This window comes from Candidatus Marifrigoribacter sp. Uisw_064, assembly GCF_047730175.1.
In the GTDB taxonomy this organism is placed as follows: domain Bacteria; phylum Bacteroidota; class Bacteroidia; order Flavobacteriales; family Flavobacteriaceae; genus Marifrigoribacter.
Genome location: NZ_CP159833.1, coordinates 1,314,288 through 1,331,927, shown reverse-complemented (window position 1 = coordinate 1,331,927; position 17,640 = coordinate 1,314,288). Strand labels below are relative to the sequence as shown.

Genomic DNA, 17,640 nt, shown 5'->3' with positions numbered 1-17,640 from the left:
AAATTTATAAAAAAGCCCTGAAAATTCAGGGCGTGTGTTTATGTTATCTTAATGTCAAATTGTGTTAGGCTTTTAAATTGATGAAGCCGATTATGAATTTCCTCTTTCGATACATCTAATATCCGTTCCGTTCCAAATTTTTCCACACAAAATGAAGCTAATGCTGATCCATATATAATAGCATTCTTCATATTTTCAAAACTATAATCTTCGGTTTTTGCTAAGAAGCCTGTAAAACCTCCAGCAAAGGTGTCGCCAGCACCAGTAGGATCAAAAACTTCAGCTAAAGGCAAGGCTGGTGCATAGAACATATCTTCACCATGAAATAACAAAGCTCCGTGTTCTCCTTTTTTAATCACCACGTATTTTGGCCCCATGCTCATTATTTTCTTTGATGCATTTACCAAAGAATATTCGCCAGAAAGCTGTCTGGCTTCCTCATCATTGATTGTAATTACATCTACTTTTTTAATTACCTCCATTAACTCAGGCAAAGCACAGTCCATCCAGAAATTCATAGTATCTAATACCACTAATTTTGGATTTTTCATTTGATTAATCACTCCCATTTGAACTATAGGATGTAAGTTTCCTAACATTACTACCTCTGCATCTTTATAATCTTCCGGAACTATTGGATTAAAATCGGCAAGTACATTTAACTCTGTTGCTAAAGTATCTCGGGTATTCATATCATTGTGATATTTTCCACTCCAGAAAAATGTTTTTCCTTCAGGCACAATTTCAAGGCCAGAAACATCCAACCCTTTTTCTTTTAGCATTGTTATATATTCCTCTGGGAAATCTCCACCTACGACAGAAACAATAGCTCCATTTATGTCAAAATTTGAAGCAGATAAACCTATATAAGTAGCGGCTCCGCCTAATATTTTATCAGTTTTACCAAAAGGTGTTTCGATGGCGTCAAAAGCAACGGTACCAACAATAACAAGTTTATTCATAGGAATCTCTTAAATGAAAGCGCAAATATAAGGTTTTTAATATTTCTTATTCTCTTTATTTTCTGCCAAAATCTGCTGGAATTTCTCCCCAAACTTTGGTTTCCCATTTAATAATTGTAGACGTATAACTATTATTTTTTAACCAGGTCTCAGCGCGTTTAATTAAATCAAAAGTCGGTTGATTTTTAACGGTTCTCTTTAATTTAGTATTGCATTTTTTCTTATAAATCCAACCTATTGCAATTCTCGAATCACTATATATATTACGGTCGCTATTCATTTGTTTTAAATAGGCTAAGCCATGCACTAAAGCTAAAAATTCGCCTACATTATTTGTTCCTTGTTGAAAAGGTCCTTGATGAAATAATTGCTGATGTGTTTGGGTATCTACTCCTCGATATTCCATAATACCAGGATTACCACTTGAGGCAGCATCCACAGAAATTGTATATAAATTAGGTTCCCCTATTCTTTCAATTTCTTCCTTTGAAATTGTTTTCTTTTTAGTGTTTTTCCCTTTATAATCAGCATATTCTTTATTGTAAGCTTTTTTAGCTTCTTCAAAAGTTAGGAAGGATTTATACTCGGCTCCTTTTACACCATTTATAGCAGCTTTACAATCTTCCCAAGTAGGAAAGATTCCAGTACGATGACCTGTCCAAACGACATAAAATTTTTTTTGCTTTTTTGCCATTATTTATGTGCTGGAAATAATAAATCTTCTATTACCTTCGGAAAGTAAGCATGTTCCAATTCATGTATCTTTTTAGCAACTGTATCTGGAGTTTCATTTGCTTCTAATGATACACTCTTCTGAAAAATAATTGCTCCTTCATCATAATTTTCGTTGACATAGTGAAAGGTAATCCCGGTTTCTTTTTCATTATTAGCTATTACTGCTTTATGAACATGGTGACCAAACATGCCTTTTCCACCATATTTTGGTAAAAGTGCCGGATGTAAGTTAATTACCTTGTTTGGGAACTCTTTTAGAATAAATTCGGGAAATTTTAATAAGAAACCTGCCAAAATGATTAAATCTGGCTTTTCTTGTTTTAAGACTTCATTGACAGATTTAGCTGACATTAATTCATCTTTTGAGAACACTAATGAGTTTGTTTTCAGCACTTTACACCTGTCAAGTACTTTGGCATCCTTATTGTTTGTGAGCACTAGCACAACTTTAACAAGCTTGTGGTATTTAAAGTGTTGAATAATATTCTGAGCATTGGTACCGCTACCGGAAGCAAAAATAATAAGGCGCTTCATCATTTGAGTTTATTAGGTTGTTTAGAAGTATCGTTAATAAATAAAACACAAAAGTACGGCAAAAGTGGTTTTACTTCGACCAAAATAGTTAATTTAGGCTCACATTTTATTATAAAGATGGTGTATTAAGTTAAAATATTTTATTTTTGCCATTTATAATTAAAAATTAAAAAACAAGAATTATGTCAGACATTGCATCAAGAGTAAAAGCTATTATCGTAGACAAATTAGGTGTAGACGAAAACGAAGTTGTTATCGAAGCTAGCTTCACAAATGACTTAGGAGCCGACTCATTAGATACTGTAGAGCTTATTATGGAATTTGAAAAAGAATTCGATATTCAAATCCCAGATGACCAAGCAGAGAATATAGCTACTGTAGGTCAAGCAATTTCATATATTGAAGAAGCTAAATAAAAAAACTTCTTAATGGAACTAAAGCGAGTTGTAGTAACAGGATTAGGCGCACTTACCCCTATTGGAAATAATATTGAAGAATATTGGAATCAATTAATTGCAGGTAAGAGTGGTTGTGCCCCTATAACATATTTTGACACTGAAAAGTTTAAAACAAAATTCGCTTGTGAATTAAAAAATTTCAACGCATTAGATCATTTTGACCGAAAAGAAGCTAGAAAACTAGACCGTTTTGCCCAATATGCCCTTGTATCATCGCAGGAAGCGATAGAAGATGCAAAAATTAATCTCGAGGAGGTTGATAAATTTAGAGTAGGTGTAATTTGGGGTGCTGGTATTGGTGGATTAGAAACTTTTCAAAACGAAGTGATAAACTTTGCAGAAGGGGATGGAACACCACGTTTCAACCCCTTTTTTATTCCTAAAATGATAGCAGATATTGCCCCAGGTAATATTTCTATTAAACATGGGTTTATGGGTCCAAATTATACCACAGTTTCGGCCTGTGCATCATCAGCAAATGCAATGATAGATGCATTAAACTATATTCGATTAGATCATTGTGATATTATCGTTACAGGAGGTAGTGAAGCAGCAGTTACAATTGCTGGTATGGGTGGCTTCAATGCCATGCATGCGCTTTCAACTAGAAATGAAAGCCCAGAAACAGCCTCTCGCCCTTTCGATGCTACACGTGATGGGTTTGTACTTGGAGAAGGTGCAGGAGCACTTATCTTAGAAGAATACGAACATGCTAAAAAACGTGGCGCAAAAATTTATGCAGAAGTTATTGGTGGCGGAATGTCTAGTGATGCATATCATATGACAGCTCCTCATCCTGATGGAATTGGTGTAGTAAGAGTAATGCAAAACTGTTTACGTGACGCTGGAATTACACCAGATCAAGTAGACGCTATTAATACGCATGGTACTTCAACTCCACTAGGTGATACTGCCGAGTTAATTGCTATTACTAAAGTATTTGGTGAACATGCAAAAAACATTAACATCAATTCGACCAAGTCTATGACGGGTCATTTATTAGGTGCTGCTGGAGCTATTGAAGCTATTTCTTCAATTCTATCTATGAAATATGGAATAGTGCCTCCTACGATTAACCATACTACAGTTGATGAAAGCATTAACCCGGAGTTAAATTTAACTTTAAACAAACCTCAAAAAAGAGAAATTAATATTGCTATGAGTAATACTTTTGGTTTTGGAGGACACAATGCATGTGTTCTTTTTAAAAAAATATAAGTATATCTTATAAATGGCATCATTTAAAAACATATTTAATCCTCGTTCTGAAAAGAACGGGGATTTTTTTTATTCCATAAAAAAAATTATTAATTTTTCGCCTAAAGATATTTCTAAATACGAAGAAGCATTTACACATCGTTCAATGAATGAAAAAACAGATGCTAAACATCCTAAAAATTATGAACGGATGGAGTTTTTAGGAGATGCGATATTAAGTACTATTATTGCTTCTCATTTATTTAAAAAAGTGCCTAGTGGTAATGAAGGTTATCTTACAAAAATGCGTTCAAAAGTTGTTAGTAGAGAGCATCTAAATGAATTAGGACGTGATTTAAATTTATTACAATTAGTAAGAAGTAATATCCCTAATGATCAATTTGGGGAAAACATTCATGGGAATGTTTTTGAAGCTTTAGTTGGAGCAATTTACTTAGATAGAGGAATTAAATATTGTGAGAAATTTATAAATCATAGGGTTATTAAACCTTATGTAGATATTCAGAAATTAGAGGGTAAAATAATTAGTTATAAAAGTCTTTTCATAGAATGGTGTCAAAAAAATAAGAAGCCTTTTAAATTTAATATCTATGAGGACACAGGCAATGACACTTTAAAACATTTTGCTGTGCGTTTAATACTTGAAGAAGAAACCATCGCTAAAGCTAGAGCTACTTCAAAGAAAAAAGCAGAAGAAACAGCTGCAAAAAGAGCGTATTATAAATTACAAAAAAGAATAGACAGCGAAATGTCTTAACCTTAACAGTTTTTCAACTATAAGTTCTTCTTGGAAATTGTATTTTTGAAAAAAGAAAATTTTTTTCTGAAATGACGCTTCACAAATTAATATTAGAGGAGGATATCTGTGATGAGTTTTTTCTCATTGCAATTCATTGCAGTGAAGAAGAATTTAAAATTGCTTTTATGATTAATAAAGTTCTTTCATTACGTTTAAAGCGAAAAAATAATGATCTTGATTTTTCAATTGCTAGACATGATGTTTCTTATCCAATTTTTGAATATGAAAATGAATTTAATTATACTAAATTTAATCTTGTTGCTAATAAATATAAATACCAAGAAGTTGTGCCAAATCCAAAAAATGGATTATTCACAAATGTTATTTCAGAAAAAACAGTAACCACATATTTACTGCCAGAATTTAAAAATGTAGATTACTTTCTGAAAATATATTCAGATTTTGAAAAAGTACCTTTAAGAAATTTAATTAGTTCAATTAATGAGATTGAGCACGTTATTTCAGCTTATATAATAGACAATAAACAAATTAAATCTAAATCTCACTTAATTTTTGACTAATGCCAAATAGAAAAAGAACAAAAATAGTTGCCACGCTAGGCCCTTCAAGTTCAGACAAAGAAACCTTGAAAAACATGATCATTGAAGGAGTTGATGTATTTAGAGTTAATTTTTCTCATGCAGAATATGAGAATGTAAAAAAAACTGTAAAGTTAATTCGCGCCTTAGGGGTTGAATTAAACACTTCTACTGCAATTTTAGCCGATCTACAAGGTCCAAAGCTTAGAATTGGTATTATGAAGGAAGAAGTTAACATAGAAAAAGGAGACTTACTTTATATTTATACAGGCGATAAGTTTGAAGGTACTAAGGAAAAAGTATACATGAATTATACTAATTTTCCGAAAGATGTAGAGCAAGGGGAAAGAATATTATTAGATGATGGAAAACTTATTTTTGAAGTAATTGAAACTAATAAAGAAAATAAGGTTCAGGTTAAAGTTATTCAGGGCGGTATGTTGCGTTCAAATAAAGGGGTAAATCTACCTAACACTAAAATTTCACTCCCTGCATTAACTCCAAAAGATATAAAAGATGCCATTTTTGCTATTTCTCTAGAAGTAGATTGGATCGCATTATCATTTGTACGGAATGCCGAAGATTTAAAAGAATTACAAGCGATAATTGAAGCACATTGTGACTATAAAATCCCCATTATAGCAAAAATTGAAAAACCAGAAGCGGTTAAAAACATAGATAAAATTGTTGGCTATTGTGATGGAATCATGGTTGCAAGAGGTGATCTAGGAGTTGAAGTTCCTGCAGAAGAAGTTCCTCTTATTCAAAAACAATTAGTGTTAGTTGCTAAAAAAGCTAGAATTCCAGCCATTATTGCTACCCAAATGATGGAAACAATGATAGATTCACTTACTCCAACGAGAGCAGAAGTGAATGATGTGGCAAATTCGGTGATGGATGGAGCTGATGCAGTGATGCTTTCTGGTGAAACTTCTGTTGGAAAATATCCTGTTGAAGTGATTCAAACCATGTCTAATATATTGAAAACAGTAGAAAATTCACCTTTAATTAGAGTCCCTCACGACCCTCCACATATTAAAACCAACCGCTACATAACCAAATCAATTTGTTATCATGCAGCACACATGGCTAATGAAATTGAAGCCAAAGCAATATGTACCTTAACAAATAGTGGATATACAGCCTTTCAGATTTCAGCATGGAGACCCGCAGCACATATTTTAGTGTTTACTTCTAATAAACGAATCTTATCTCGTTTAAACCTTTTATGGGGTGTACAGGCGTTCTTTTATGATCGTTATGTAAGTACCGATGAAACAGTTGTAGACGTTAATAAAATAGCGTTTGACAGTGGTTTTGTAAAAGAAGGAGAATTTTTAATAAACCTAGCTGCTATGCCAATAGTTGATAAAGGAATGGTGAATACATTGAGGGTGAGTCAGGTGTAATTAAATTACTCTTTCACCACCTTTTTAGTGATACTCCCTTGTGCAGTTTCAATTGTTACAAATAACAATCCACTATTGAGTTGTGAAACATCAATGCTATTAAAACTTTCATTTTCTTGAAGCAACAGCTTTCCAAGAATATCATAAACAGTGACAGATTTAATATTTATCCCTTTTTTATTTTCAATTATTAATATTTCTTTAACGGGACTTGGATGAATAGTTATATTAAACAACTCATTATCATTTACTGAAAGAATCGTTAGATTTTCATGCCAAGCTAATTTATTATCAGAAATATCAGTATAAAATACATCTTCATCACCATCATTATCAATATCTGCTGCAAAAAGACCCCTTGGAGCTTCTAAATTATTGGAGATTAATTGTGTAGTTCCAAAAGTACCGAGTCCATCATTGGCTTTCCAAACCACAAAGCCTTCAAGCCCTATTTCTTGATGGTTATATAAAATATCTTTATCACCATCATTATCAAGATCTACACTAATAATATTTCTAGAAGTAATATTAGTTGATATTATTTGTTTGGAACCAAAATTTCCTAATCCATCATTTTCATACCAAGCAATGGTTTCACCACCAAATTCAATATTTAACACATCCATATCTCCATCGTTATCAACATCATCTGCAATAACATAAATAGAGCCAGAAGTATCGTTTGTTATTTCTTGTTGGCTTCCAAAATTTCCTAGACCGTCTAGATGTTTGTACCAGACAGGTTGATTGTTAATAGAGCTGTCACTAATAACATCTTTAATTCCATCACCATCAATATCAGCAAAAAAAACTGTTAGCGCAGTTAAAGCATTAGAATCTATAATATTCTGAGGCCCAAATGAGCCTAAACCATCTAAATTTTCAAACCAAGTAATTTTGTTATCCAATCTCGATGCAATAAATACATCTTTATCTCCATCTCCATCCACATCCTCAGCAATAACGATTTGAGGTGAATCTAATGTAGATGTAATAATTTGTTGAGTGCCAAAATTCCCCAAACCATCTAAGTTTTCAACCCAAACAACTAAATTATTAGAACCAGATGTAGCTAAAATATCCATATCTCCATCTCCATCCACATCTGCAACAGTAACATAACGAGTATATTCTAGATTAGTCGTAATTAATTGTTGGGAACTAAAGTTGCCTAAACCGTCTAAATTTTTATACCAAATAATTTTACTTTCAATTTGTTCTGTTGCTATTAAGTCTAAAAAACCATCTCCATCAAGGTCTGCTACAAAAATGGACCAAGAGGATGGGATATCAGTATCAATAATTTGTTGAGGTCCAAATTGGGCAGAACCTATTTGAGAACAGGTTAAAAATAGAATAATTAATAGGGGGTATTTATGTTTCATAAAACGAATAGGGGGAGTTTTATAAAGATAGAAAAATTAAATGGATTCCCAGTCACACTTCGACTTAGCTCAGTGGGACAGCTGAGAATGACAAAAGGATAGTAAACATAATTTGTTGTCCTAACTTCTAAATCTAAAAACTATAAAATGATTCTTTGGAAACTATTAGAGGGTCATTAGTATTATTTTTTAAAATGTTCATTCAACCATTCTTCTCGCAACATAGTTGAATCTTTACCCGTACCGTCATGTTTCCAGCCAGGTGGTTTAATTAAGTATTTAAACCTATTAACTAAAGATATTCTTCCTGTAAAAAAATCTTTAATCAAAGCAATCCATTCATGAAAAGCAATAATGATAGGATTATAGGTTTTAATATTTTCAGTTAAGCCGTAAATCACTTTTTCATCCTTTAATTCTGGCTGAAAAGTCCCAAACATTTTATCCCAAATTATTAATATGCCCGCGTGATTTCGGTCTATATAAATAGGGTTACTGCCATGGTGCACTCTATGATGTGAAGGTGTGTTCATAACAGCTTCAAACCATTTTGGCATTTTTTGAATGGTTTCTGTATGGATCCAAAATTGATACAATAGGCTAATCGACATTTGTAATAAAATCATTTCAGGATGAAAACCTAACAAAGGCATCCATAACCAAAAAACAAAGGTGTAAAAACCTCCAGACCATGTTTGACGTAATGCTGTGCTTAAATTATAGCGTTGTGAAGAATGATGTACTACATGAGAAGCCCAAAACAATCTACTTTTATGTGATATTCTATGAAACCAATAATAAGAGAAATCATCTGCGAAAAAGATCAAAATAAAACTCCACCAAGCTACTGGAATTTCAAAAAAACGAAAATTTTGATACACATAATACAAGGCCGCAAATACGATAGCTTTGCTTAAAAACCCCAGAAAAACATTCCCCAAACCCATCGCTATAGAAGCAAAAGCATCTTTAGTCGTATATGTTTCAATATTTTTCTTGATTGTTACATAGAGCTCAAGCAACATCGCAATCACAAAAAAAGGGATAGCAAAAAGAATAATGTTAGGAAAATCTGGCATGGAACTTTATTTGAGCATCTAAAATACAAAAACAAAATGAAAAGCTCTGCCGAAATTGTCTTTGCGAAGGAGGAACGACTGAAGCAATCTCTTTAATGTTAATTACTAACTTCATGAGATTGCTTCGCTTCGCTCGCAAAGACGATTATAGTACTTTTCCCGTTTTAGAGATTTTCATCTTTTCTCCATCTTTAATTATAGTAACGGTACTTTCAAACTTTTTAGATTTATAGATATATTCTATTTTTTGAAGTGTATTGTCCTTTCTTGAAATATGCATTTCGCTTACCCAAACATTATTTTTAGGTTTTTTGTCTTTAATTACTTTAAGATCTTTCCCATGTTGATTTGGATACTTAAATTCTGAAGGAATAAAAAATAATTCCTTTGCAATATAATATGCCTCATGCCATTGATTTGTAGGCAATACCAGCGTTTCAGTATTCGTTGGTTCACTCACAGAACCACCAATACTTTCTGAATACATCACAGACTTGTAAGCTTCTTGCAATTCATCTGCATATCCTTTCGCAGAAATATCTCTTTCAGGAGGGAAAAATTTAGACAGATAACCATTAAAAGCGAATCCTTTTTTATGATTAAATTCTATTTCATCCATTCCTCCTTTAATTCCACCAATATTCATCGTTGGAGTTCCTTCAATAGTAATTACTTTTACTTTCGTTCCATAAGGCATTAATCCAATTTTATCACTTTGTAAATTGGCATATTCCCGCAAACTTAATCCGGTAGAGGCTGTGACGTATAAATAGGAAGAGGAAATTTCTGGGGTATTCAATTCAGCTAAAGCTAAATCGTTAGATTCGATTTCGTTTTGTTCGATTTTAGTTTCGTTTTTACATGAAATAAAAGCAATTGAACATAAAAGAGCAAGACTTAAAATTTTTACAGTTTTCATATTGTGTGTGTGTTAGGGTTAATAAAAAAATTAAGTAATTATCTCACATATATGTTTTGTTTTTAATTAGAAATCAAATTTTAATTGAACCGCGACGACTTTCTTTTTAGGAACTTTTCCTTTATCGGTATTGAGGTTCGAAATAGAAATTCCCAACAACCGTACCGAGTTTTTCATTCCTTCCTGAAATAACAAATCTTTAACAGTTTCTAAAATGACCTCTTTATTTGAAATATAGTAGGGCAATGTTTTACTTCTAGTTTGTAACGTAAAATCACTGTATTTAATTTTAAGTGTTATGGTTTTTCCTGCGACTTTACTTTTGTTTAATCTTTTTTCTACCTCTTTAGCAATATCATCTAGACGTTCCATCATAAATATTTCGGAGGTAATATTTTCATTAAATGTACGCTCAGCAGCTAAGGATTTTCTCGTTCGTGTGGGTTTTACTTCACTGGTATGATTCCCTCTCACTACACGATAGTAAAATCGTCCACTTTTTCCAAAATTTTGAGAAAGAAATTCTTCCGTTTTATCTTTTAAATCTTTCCCCGTAAAAATTCCTAAACGGTACATTTTTTTAACCGTTACCTTCCCAACACCATAAAATTGTTTGATTTCTAATCGTTCTAAAAATTCAATAACCTCTTCGGGGTTTACTGTTTTTTGTCCATTAGGCTTATTAATATCACTCGCAACTTTAGCAATAAACTTATTAATTGAGATTCCTGCTGAAGCATTTAGCCCTGTTTTTTCTTTTATTTTTTCACGAATTTCCTGTGCTATCAAGGAAGCACTCGGATTTCCTTTTTTGTTTACCGTAACATCTAAATAAGCCTCATCTAGAGACAATGGTTCAACTAAATCGGTATACTCTAAAAAAATACTTCTAATAATTTTTGAAACTTCTTTATACCGTTCAAAATTTGGTTTTACGAAAATAAGTTCAGGACAATTTCTTCTTGCCATCATTCCACTCATAGCGCTTCGAACCCCAAATTTTCTAGCCTCATAACTTGCAGCACTTACCACACCTCTCACTGAACTACCTCCAACAGCAACGGGTTTGCCAACCAAATCTGGATTGTCTAACTGTTCTACAGAAGCATAAAAAGCATCCATGTCGACATGAATAATTTTTCGATATGTGGCATTTTTTAGCATCCCATAAATTTATAATATCTTAGTCAGAATATTGTCCATTATGAATTTAAATCAAGTAACTATTCCTTCATTGGATGTTGAAAAGTCTGTAGCCTTCTATAAAACACTAGGCTTACTATTGATTGTTAAATCCTATCCAAGATATGCTCGTTTTGAATGTCCTGATGGTGAAGCGACTTTTTCTATTCATTTGGTTGAAAAATTAGCCCCTAAAAACGGAACAAGTATCTATTTTGAAGAAAAAGAATTAGATGAAAAAGTAAATGAACTTCAGGGGAAAGGAATTACTTTTGATCAATTACCAGAAGATAAATCATGGGGTTGGCGAGAAGCTTATTTAACAGATCCTGATGGAAATCAGTTAATTTTATTTTTCGGTGGAGACACTAGAAAAAACCCTCCCTGGAGGATAACAGAATAAATATGCTAGAAATAGAACGTAAATTTTTAGTGCTTTCTGAAGATTTTAAAAAGGAAGCCTTTCAACAAACACTTATTGTGCAAGGGTTTTTAAATACCGATCCTCATCGTACGGTCCGTATACGATTAAAAGGAGAACAAGGCTTTATTACTGTAAAAGGAATTTCAAATGAATCTGGAACTTCCCGATTAGAATGGGAAAAAGAAATTTCAGTTGAAGAAGCAAAAACACTTTTGTCGCTATGTGAAACTGGTGTAATTGATAAAATACGGTACGAAGTAAAAAAAGGAAACCATATTTTTGAAGTAGATGAGTTTTTTGCAGATAATGACGGATTAATAGTAGCAGAAATCGAATTATCTTCAGAAAATGAAACTTTTGAAAAACCAAATTGGATTGGTGAAGAAGTTACTGGAATCATAAAATATTACAACTCTCAATTGAGTAAGCATCCCTTTAAAAACTGGAAGGTATAATTTATTTTCTATTAGGCTAACAACTCTTTAATCTCCTGTATCATTTCTTTATTTGAGCTTGCAATGATTCCCTCTTCAAAAAATGAATCGCTATGCATACTAACTTTTGGTGTGTTTTTTAACACTTGCTTTCTTTCTGTAGCTGAAAAATGAATGTTTGAAAAACCAGCTTCTTTAAAAGCCAAGGCATTCGTATAATTAATCCCGCTACCTGGCATAATTTCAATCCTTTTTTCTGAACAATTTTTAATTTGTTTCAACAAGTCAATACCTTCAATCGCAGTATTTTGTTGTCCCGAACTTAATATTCGATGTACACCCAAATTTATCAAGTTTTCAACTTCTTGTAAAGGATTTTTACACCAATCGAATGCTCTATGAAACGTAAATTCAAGCCCTTCTGAAGCATTTATTAAATTTCTTGTTGCAATGTCATCAATATTACTCTCCGAAGTTAAAACCCCACTTACAACGCCTGAGCATCCCATCTTTTTGCAAAATGAAATATCTCGGATCATGATATCTAATTCCTCATCAGAATAGCAAAAATTACCACTTCGTGGTCGAATTAATACATGTACAGGAATCGATAATTCTGCACATACTTTTTCTATAAGCCCATGTGAAGGTGTTAATCCTCCAACCGATAATTCTGTACATAACTCAATGCGATCTGCTCCAGCTTCTTGAGCATTTTTAGCACTTTCAAACGAATTAGCACAGATTTCAATTTTCATATTTACTCAAATATTAGTTCATCAATAAAGGTCCACGCCTTGTTTCCTGCTCCTTGTTTTCCTTCAGGTATCATTCCATAATTAGGAATTCTAATCTTTATAAATTGCTTTTTAGTGGGGTATATTTCAGAAGTAACCTCAACGATTCTTTCCGTATTATCTAATTGAATCCTTTTTAATAACCCATAAGAAACATTGTCTTCAGAAGCAAAAATTTCAATTTCTTTAGGCGCATATATCCATTGTCCTGTTGCATTATAAAATCGAGTTTTAAAGAATCTAATCTCTTTAGGCTCACCCAAATCTATTGTAATTTCCACATTGTCTCCCCAAAAGCCAAGCCATTCTTTATCACCATACCTCTTATCACTTCCATTAATCCCATTGATTAATGCTTCTTTTCCGCCAGCATCGTAGGCTTTATTTGGTGCAATATTCAGCTGTAAAGAACCGGTAATAGCTTGATGAAAAACAATGGTGTCCGTAAACGACTCTCCTAAAACAACTCCATTTTTAGTTACCTGCGATTGTATTGAAGAACTTTCAGTAATAGAAAATGGTGCTGTATATTTTGTAGAAATCCCATTATTGAGTTGATAGAAAATATCCTTTCCTACTATTGGAGTCTTTAATTGATAATAAACGCCTCCATTCTCTTTTATTACCTTTCCTTCTAATTTATATAAATGATTAGCATAGTTAATATCTAGAGCTTTTAGACGATCTAAAAAAGGTTCTAAGCGCAATAAAAACTCCGAGTAATCCTCTTCAACATTGGTTGATGCTCCATTCCAAACGACCTCACTCATTGCCAACATTCTTGGAAAAGCCATGTATTCAACTTGCGCTTCAGTTTTCATGTATTCAGTCCAAATATTTCCTTGAGCTCCTAAAATAAAACTAGCTTCATCCTTCGTTAACTCCTCCGGAATTGGATTAAAACTATACACTTTCTTTAAGGGAAGTAAGCCGCCAATTGCTAAAGGTTCAGCAGGTGAATCTGACTGATAATAATCGAAATACGCATGCGAAGTCGGGGTCATAATCACCGAATGTTTTGCTTTTGCGGCTTCAATGCCTCCTTCCATTCCTCGCCAAGACATTACCGTAGCATTAGGCGCTAAACCGCCTTCCAAAATTTCATCCCATCCAATAATTTTCTTGCCTTTACTGTTGAGGAATTTTTCCATTCTTTGAATAAAATAACTCTGCAAACCATGTTCATCTTTTAAATCGTGCTCTTTTATTAATTTCTGACAATGAGCACATTTTTTCCATTGCGATTTAGGAGCTTCATCACCTCCAATATGAATATACTCTCCAGGAAATAAATCGATCACTTCAGTAAGTACATCTTCTAAAAATGCAAATGTCTTCTGATTGGGACAATATATGTTTTCAAAAACACCCCAAGTTGTTGCAACTGGCACTTCCTTGCCTGTACAGCCTAATTCTGGATAAGCACTTATTGCAGCCTGTGCATGTCCCGGCATTTCAATTTCAGGTATAATAGTGACATTGTGTTTTTCAGCAAAAGCAACAATCTCTTTGATGTCTTCCTGGGTATAAAATCCACCATAACGTGTGCCGTCATATTGTTGAGGCTGATCGCTATAATGACCGATTAATGTTTCATCTCGAAAAGCAGCGTGACTTGTTAATTTCGGATATTTTTTAATTTCTATGCGCCATCCTTGGTCTTCGGTTAAATGCCAATGAAAATAATTCATCTTTAATAAGGCCATCGAAGAAATGTATTTTTTAATAAATTCCTTCGGAAAAAAATGTCTTCCAACATCTAAATGCATCCCACGGTATTGAAATTTTGGCGCATCTTGTATACTAACACTTTGGACTAAGATAGGAACCTGAAATGATTTTTCAGAACCCTCCATTGAATATGGCAATAACTGTCTAAGTGTTTGTATTGCATAAAATGCTCCTGAAGCATCGCTTGCTTTAACAATAATTTTCTTTTTAGAAACAAGGAATGAATATCCTTCTTTTGCTTGACTTGCATCTTTTTCTAAAACAATAGAAGCTTCATCTTTTGATGCTTTCACTAGTTGAAAACCAGTTCCATTTTTTAAATAATCTTGAAAGAAATCGGAAGCAATTGCAAATTCCTCCGCTGCATATAAAGTAGAAGATTTATCCAATTTAAAGTTTCCTTTCTGAATTTCTACCTTTTGAGGTTTAGGAATTAATGCTAAATCTGAAACAGAAACTTCTTTTTTATTGGTACAACTAAAGATACCTACACCTATAAAAAATAGTAAAATATAGTTTCTCATTCTTTGCTTATTAGTTGATTTATCGATTTTATTTTTAATTCAATTTTATCGCTTTTTGTGTAAAATTGAACTGTTTTTGACTCATTTGGCAACAAATCGAAGTAATTATCGCTTAGTTTGCCCTTTTTATTAAAACTTAAAAACACATCTTTTTGTAATGTTTCTGATAGCAATGTAATTAAAAAACTCTCTTTATTTTTTACTATTTCCGAGACAATTTCAGATTTTTCAAGACTTAAGTTTTTAGATTTTTCAAAATAATGCAATTGCTGTGTTTCCCCGAAAGTAATTTTCAACACAGTATTACTTGTATCAAAAATTATATCTTTCAAATTATATAAATAAACAATTTCGCTACTATCTGCAGTACTGATCACTTCTTTCTTTTCTTCTGAAATAATAGCCCCATTAAAATCCATAAGAGTTAAATTCATTGTTCCCTTTATTTCAGAAAAGGTATCATTCACCACAAATATTTCGACAACATCTTCTTTCTCTTCCGTAGAGATTAAAACATTTTCAAATGCTTTTTTCGCTTTAAAATGCAAGGCTTTCCAATTTCCCAAGCCATCAATACTCGACCAAGATACTACTGGCCAACAATCGTTTAATTGCCAATATAGGGTCCCCATATTATAGGGTTTAGCTCTACGGTGGGCATGAATCCCTTTTGTAATTCCATGGGCTTGTAGCAACTGACTCACATATACATAATCTTCAGCTTCAGTGGGCACAGGAAAATCACGTTCCATATATTCACGAATCAAAGAAAATCCTCTGGCATGTTTTTGATGCGTTTTAAAAGAGGGATGCGAAATATCTATAGAATCTTGCTCTGTAAAATATTGAATGGCTTCAATACTCGGAAAAGATTGAAATCCGAACTCACTCATAAAACGAGGAACTTCTTCTTCAAAATGTTCAAAAGGATAGCCGTCATGCCACACCCACCAATCGTGAGCATCGCCTTCAAATTGATAGCGCTTGTCACCACGTCCATATTTTGGGGAAGACTCCCAATATGAAACTGAAGGCTGTAAACTGTCAATTACTTTGGGTAAAATATGATTAAAAACTGCATAATATCCTTCCCAAATTTCTTGCTGTTGCGCTTCCGTTTTTCCGTCTTTCCAACCCCAACGATACCAACCCTCACTATTTTCGTTATTCCCACACCAAAGTGCAATACTAGGATGTTGACGCAATCGTTTTACGTTCTCAATCGCTTCTTGTTTTACATTCTCTAAAAATTCAGGATCGCCAGGGTACATGGCGCAAGCGAACATAAAATCTTGCCAAACTAAGATTCCTTTTTCATCACATAGCGAATAAAATTCATCTTCTTCATAAATCCCTCCGCCCCAAACACGCAGCATATTCATATTTGCTTCTACTGCATCATTGAGTAATTGTGTTCTCATTTCTGAAGTAATTTCAGGCAAAAATATATTTTGAGGAATATAATTGGCGCCCTTCATATACACCGATTTTCCATTGAGCTTAAAGTAGAATGATTCCCCTTGAACATCTTTTTCATTGATTAATTCAATGGTTCGTAATCCTATTTTTTTTGAAACGGCATCAAGTGTATTTCTATCTTGTTTTAAACGAATTTCAAAATCATATAAAAAAGGAGTTCCCAGATTATGTGTCCACCATAATTTTGGGTTTTTTATCGTCATAGGAAAGGTATACTCTGTTTTATTTTTATCAATTTCAAATGAAAAGTTTGAAATATCACCCGTTGTTTTGTTCTCTATTTCGAGGCTAACTTCATTGTACATTGGAGTTTCAATTTCAATAATAGCATTTAATATCGCCAATGAATCTGAAATAGATTTTGTTTGAAAAAAGACATCTTTTAATCGAGCGGCTGTATACGATTGTAATTTAATGTCCCTAAAAATACCTATTGTTTTAATGGTAGGGCCCCAATCCCAACCATATTGAAATTGTGGCTTTCTTGTAAAAACACGAGGCGCTTCAGGCAAACTGTATTGAAGTTTTGCTGCTTCGGCTGCCTCAATAGAATCGGTGGATTGAAACATAATTTTTAGTTCATTTTCAAGCTGAAGGGCGTCACTTATATCAACTTCCCAAGTTCGAAAAGCATTGTTTGTGTTAATAAGCAAACTATCGTTCAAAAAAACAGAAGCATAGGTATCTAATCCATCAAATTGCAAAAAATGTTTTGTTTTTAGTAATTGTTCTTCACTTACTGAAAATTGCTTTTTATAGATCCAATTTCTTTCAGAAATCCATTGAATTGAATCTTCATTATTTAGTTTAAAGGGATGGGGAATCTTCCCTAAATTTAGTAAATCGGCTTGAACAGTACCTGGAACCGATGCTGGCATCCACAAGTTGTCATTCTCTTCTGAAAATTTCCAGTTTTGATGTAATTTCTGACTTGCAAAATCTTGTTTTGTGTCATTACATGATGAAAAAATAAGTGCTGCAATAAAGCATAAAAAGAAGGCAAATCTCATGCTACTAAAATAGGGAAATAGA

Annotated in this window: 17 protein-coding genes; 7 read left to right on the top strand and 10 right to left on the bottom strand. The window is 33.0% G+C overall.

All coding sequences use genetic code 11. From position 1 onward, the window contains the following. Window positions 1–38: 38 nt before the first annotated feature. From ABXT64_RS05985 to purN, 3 genes are read right to left on the bottom strand one after another with little or no spacing between them, the layout of a single operon-like run. Window positions 39–962, bottom strand: a complete 924-nt coding sequence (locus ABXT64_RS05985) for a PfkB family carbohydrate kinase (RefSeq protein WP_443634738.1) — start codon at window positions 960–962, stop codon at window positions 39–41. A gap of 55 nt (window positions 963–1,017) precedes the next feature. After that, window positions 1,018–1,656, bottom strand: coding sequence for a ribonuclease H1 domain-containing protein (locus tag ABXT64_RS05980; RefSeq protein ID WP_443634737.1), 639 nt, complete (start codon window positions 1,654–1,656; stop codon window positions 1,018–1,020). Continuing rightward, window positions 1,656–2,231: a phosphoribosylglycinamide formyltransferase gene (gene purN, locus ABXT64_RS05975; RefSeq protein ID WP_443634735.1), complete on the bottom strand. Its 576-nt coding sequence runs from the start codon at window positions 2,229–2,231 to the stop codon at window positions 1,656–1,658. The genes ABXT64_RS05980 and purN overlap by 1 nt, the downstream gene beginning before the upstream one ends. A gap of 182 nt (window positions 2,232–2,413) precedes the next feature. Between purN and ABXT64_RS05970 the strand changes: the two genes are divergently transcribed. From ABXT64_RS05970 to pyk, 5 genes are all read left to right on the top strand, one after another. Beyond that, the gene (locus tag ABXT64_RS05970) at window positions 2,414–2,647 is read left to right on the top strand and encodes an acyl carrier protein (RefSeq protein ID WP_033959404.1); all 234 of its coding nucleotides are present in this window, start codon (window positions 2,414–2,416) and stop codon (window positions 2,645–2,647) included. 12 nt (window positions 2,648–2,659) lie between these two features. Beyond that, window positions 2,660–3,907, top strand: coding sequence for a beta-ketoacyl-ACP synthase II (fabF, locus tag ABXT64_RS05965; protein WP_443634733.1), 1,248 nt, complete (start codon window positions 2,660–2,662; stop codon window positions 3,905–3,907). Window positions 3,908–3,920: 13 nt separating this feature from the next. Beyond that, window positions 3,921–4,664, top strand: coding sequence for a ribonuclease III (gene rnc / locus ABXT64_RS05960; protein WP_443634731.1), 744 nt, complete (start codon window positions 3,921–3,923; stop codon window positions 4,662–4,664). Window positions 4,665–4,735: 71 nt separating this feature from the next. Next, window positions 4,736–5,227, top strand: a complete 492-nt coding sequence (locus tag ABXT64_RS05955) for an IPExxxVDY family protein (RefSeq protein WP_443634729.1) — start codon at window positions 4,736–4,738, stop codon at window positions 5,225–5,227. After that, on the top strand, window positions 5,227–6,654 hold the full coding sequence (gene pyk / locus ABXT64_RS05950; RefSeq protein WP_443634728.1) for a pyruvate kinase: 1,428 nt from the start codon (window positions 5,227–5,229) through the stop codon (window positions 6,652–6,654). The genes ABXT64_RS05955 and pyk overlap by 1 nt, the downstream gene beginning before the upstream one ends. Window positions 6,655–6,659: 5 nt before the next feature. On the opposite strand, the gene ABXT64_RS05945 is transcribed toward pyk, so the two are convergent. The 4 genes from ABXT64_RS05945 to dinB form a co-directional block, all read right to left on the bottom strand. Continuing rightward, window positions 6,660–8,039 carry a T9SS type A sorting domain-containing protein gene (locus ABXT64_RS05945; protein WP_443634726.1) on the bottom strand — a complete coding sequence of 460 codons (1,380 nt, stop codon included), beginning with the start codon at window positions 8,037–8,039 and terminating at the stop codon, window positions 6,660–6,662. Window positions 8,040–8,221: 182 nt separating this feature from the next. After that, complete coding sequence (locus ABXT64_RS05940) at window positions 8,222–9,118, bottom strand: sterol desaturase family protein (protein WP_443634724.1); 897 nt, start codon at window positions 9,116–9,118, stop codon at window positions 8,222–8,224. A 145-nt stretch (window positions 9,119–9,263) separates the two neighbouring features. Next, window positions 9,264–10,037 (bottom strand): SH3 domain-containing protein, encoded by a 774-nt coding sequence (locus tag ABXT64_RS05935; protein WP_443634722.1) that lies wholly within the window; start codon window positions 10,035–10,037, stop codon window positions 9,264–9,266. Window positions 10,038–10,103: 66 nt separating this feature from the next. Then, window positions 10,104–11,201, bottom strand: coding sequence for a DNA polymerase IV (dinB, locus tag ABXT64_RS05930; RefSeq protein ID WP_443634720.1), 1,098 nt, complete (start codon window positions 11,199–11,201; stop codon window positions 10,104–10,106). Window positions 11,202–11,241: 40 nt separating this feature from the next. On the opposite strand from dinB, the gene ABXT64_RS05925 reads away from it, so the two are divergent. Beyond that, complete coding sequence (locus tag ABXT64_RS05925; protein WP_443634718.1) at window positions 11,242–11,622, top strand: VOC family protein; 381 nt, start codon at window positions 11,242–11,244, stop codon at window positions 11,620–11,622. A gap of 2 nt (window positions 11,623–11,624) precedes the next feature. Beyond that, entirely contained in the window at window positions 11,625–12,098 is a 474-nt protein-coding gene (locus ABXT64_RS05920; RefSeq protein ID WP_443634717.1) for a CYTH domain-containing protein, read from the top strand. Between the two features lie 11 nt (window positions 12,099–12,109). Here ABXT64_RS05920 and ABXT64_RS05915 read toward each other — a convergent pair whose 3' ends face one another. Genes ABXT64_RS05915 through ABXT64_RS05905 form a run of 3 tightly spaced genes read right to left on the bottom strand, consistent with a single transcriptional unit; the run spans window position 12,110 to window position 17,618 of the window. Continuing rightward, the gene (locus tag ABXT64_RS05915; RefSeq protein WP_443634716.1) at window positions 12,110–12,835 is read right to left on the bottom strand and encodes a copper homeostasis protein CutC; all 726 of its coding nucleotides are present in this window, start codon (window positions 12,833–12,835) and stop codon (window positions 12,110–12,112) included. A 2-nt stretch (window positions 12,836–12,837) separates the two neighbouring features. Beyond that, on the bottom strand, window positions 12,838–15,129 hold the full coding sequence (locus ABXT64_RS05910) for a glycoside hydrolase family 20 protein (protein ID WP_443634714.1): 2,292 nt from the start codon (window positions 15,127–15,129) through the stop codon (window positions 12,838–12,840). Continuing rightward, on the bottom strand, window positions 15,126–17,618 hold the full coding sequence (locus ABXT64_RS05905) for a beta-mannosidase (RefSeq protein WP_443634713.1): 2,493 nt from the start codon (window positions 17,616–17,618) through the stop codon (window positions 15,126–15,128). The genes ABXT64_RS05910 and ABXT64_RS05905 overlap by 4 nt, the downstream gene beginning before the upstream one ends. Between the last annotated feature and the right edge of the window lie 22 nt (window positions 17,619–17,640).

Coding starts and splice junctions, on each gene's coding strand:
- ABXT64_RS05905 (WP_443634713.1), bottom strand. CDS start 17,618: ATGAGATTTGCCTTCTTTTTATGCTTTATTGCAGCACTTATTTTTTCA.
- pyk (WP_443634728.1), top strand. CDS start 5,227: ATGCCAAATAGAAAAAGAACAAAAATAGTTGCCACGCTAGGCCCTTCA.
- ABXT64_RS05920 (WP_443634717.1), top strand. CDS start 11,625: ATGCTAGAAATAGAACGTAAATTTTTAGTGCTTTCTGAAGATTTTAAA.
- ABXT64_RS05940 (WP_443634724.1), bottom strand. CDS start 9,118: ATGCCAGATTTTCCTAACATTATTCTTTTTGCTATCCCTTTTTTTGTG.
- ABXT64_RS05985 (WP_443634738.1), bottom strand. CDS start 962: ATGAATAAACTTGTTATTGTTGGTACCGTTGCTTTTGACGCCATCGAA.
- fabF (WP_443634733.1), top strand. CDS start 2,660: ATGGAACTAAAGCGAGTTGTAGTAACAGGATTAGGCGCACTTACCCCT.
- ABXT64_RS05910 (WP_443634714.1), bottom strand. CDS start 15,129: ATGAGAAACTATATTTTACTATTTTTTATAGGTGTAGGTATCTTTAGT.
- ABXT64_RS05945 (WP_443634726.1), bottom strand. CDS start 8,039: ATGAAACATAAATACCCCCTATTAATTATTCTATTTTTAACCTGTTCT.
- ABXT64_RS05980 (WP_443634737.1), bottom strand. CDS start 1,656: ATGGCAAAAAAGCAAAAAAAATTTTATGTCGTTTGGACAGGTCATCGT.
- purN (WP_443634735.1), bottom strand. CDS start 2,231: ATGAAGCGCCTTATTATTTTTGCTTCCGGTAGCGGTACCAATGCTCAG.
- ABXT64_RS05935 (WP_443634722.1), bottom strand. CDS start 10,037: ATGAAAACTGTAAAAATTTTAAGTCTTGCTCTTTTATGTTCAATTGCT.
- ABXT64_RS05955 (WP_443634729.1), top strand. CDS start 4,736: ATGACGCTTCACAAATTAATATTAGAGGAGGATATCTGTGATGAGTTT.
- dinB (WP_443634720.1), bottom strand. CDS start 11,201: ATGCTAAAAAATGCCACATATCGAAAAATTATTCATGTCGACATGGAT.
- ABXT64_RS05925 (WP_443634718.1), top strand. CDS start 11,242: ATGAATTTAAATCAAGTAACTATTCCTTCATTGGATGTTGAAAAGTCT.
- ABXT64_RS05915 (WP_443634716.1), bottom strand. CDS start 12,835: ATGAAAATTGAAATCTGTGCTAATTCGTTTGAAAGTGCTAAAAATGCT.
- ABXT64_RS05970 (WP_033959404.1), top strand. CDS start 2,414: ATGTCAGACATTGCATCAAGAGTAAAAGCTATTATCGTAGACAAATTA.
- rnc (WP_443634731.1), top strand. CDS start 3,921: ATGGCATCATTTAAAAACATATTTAATCCTCGTTCTGAAAAGAACGGG.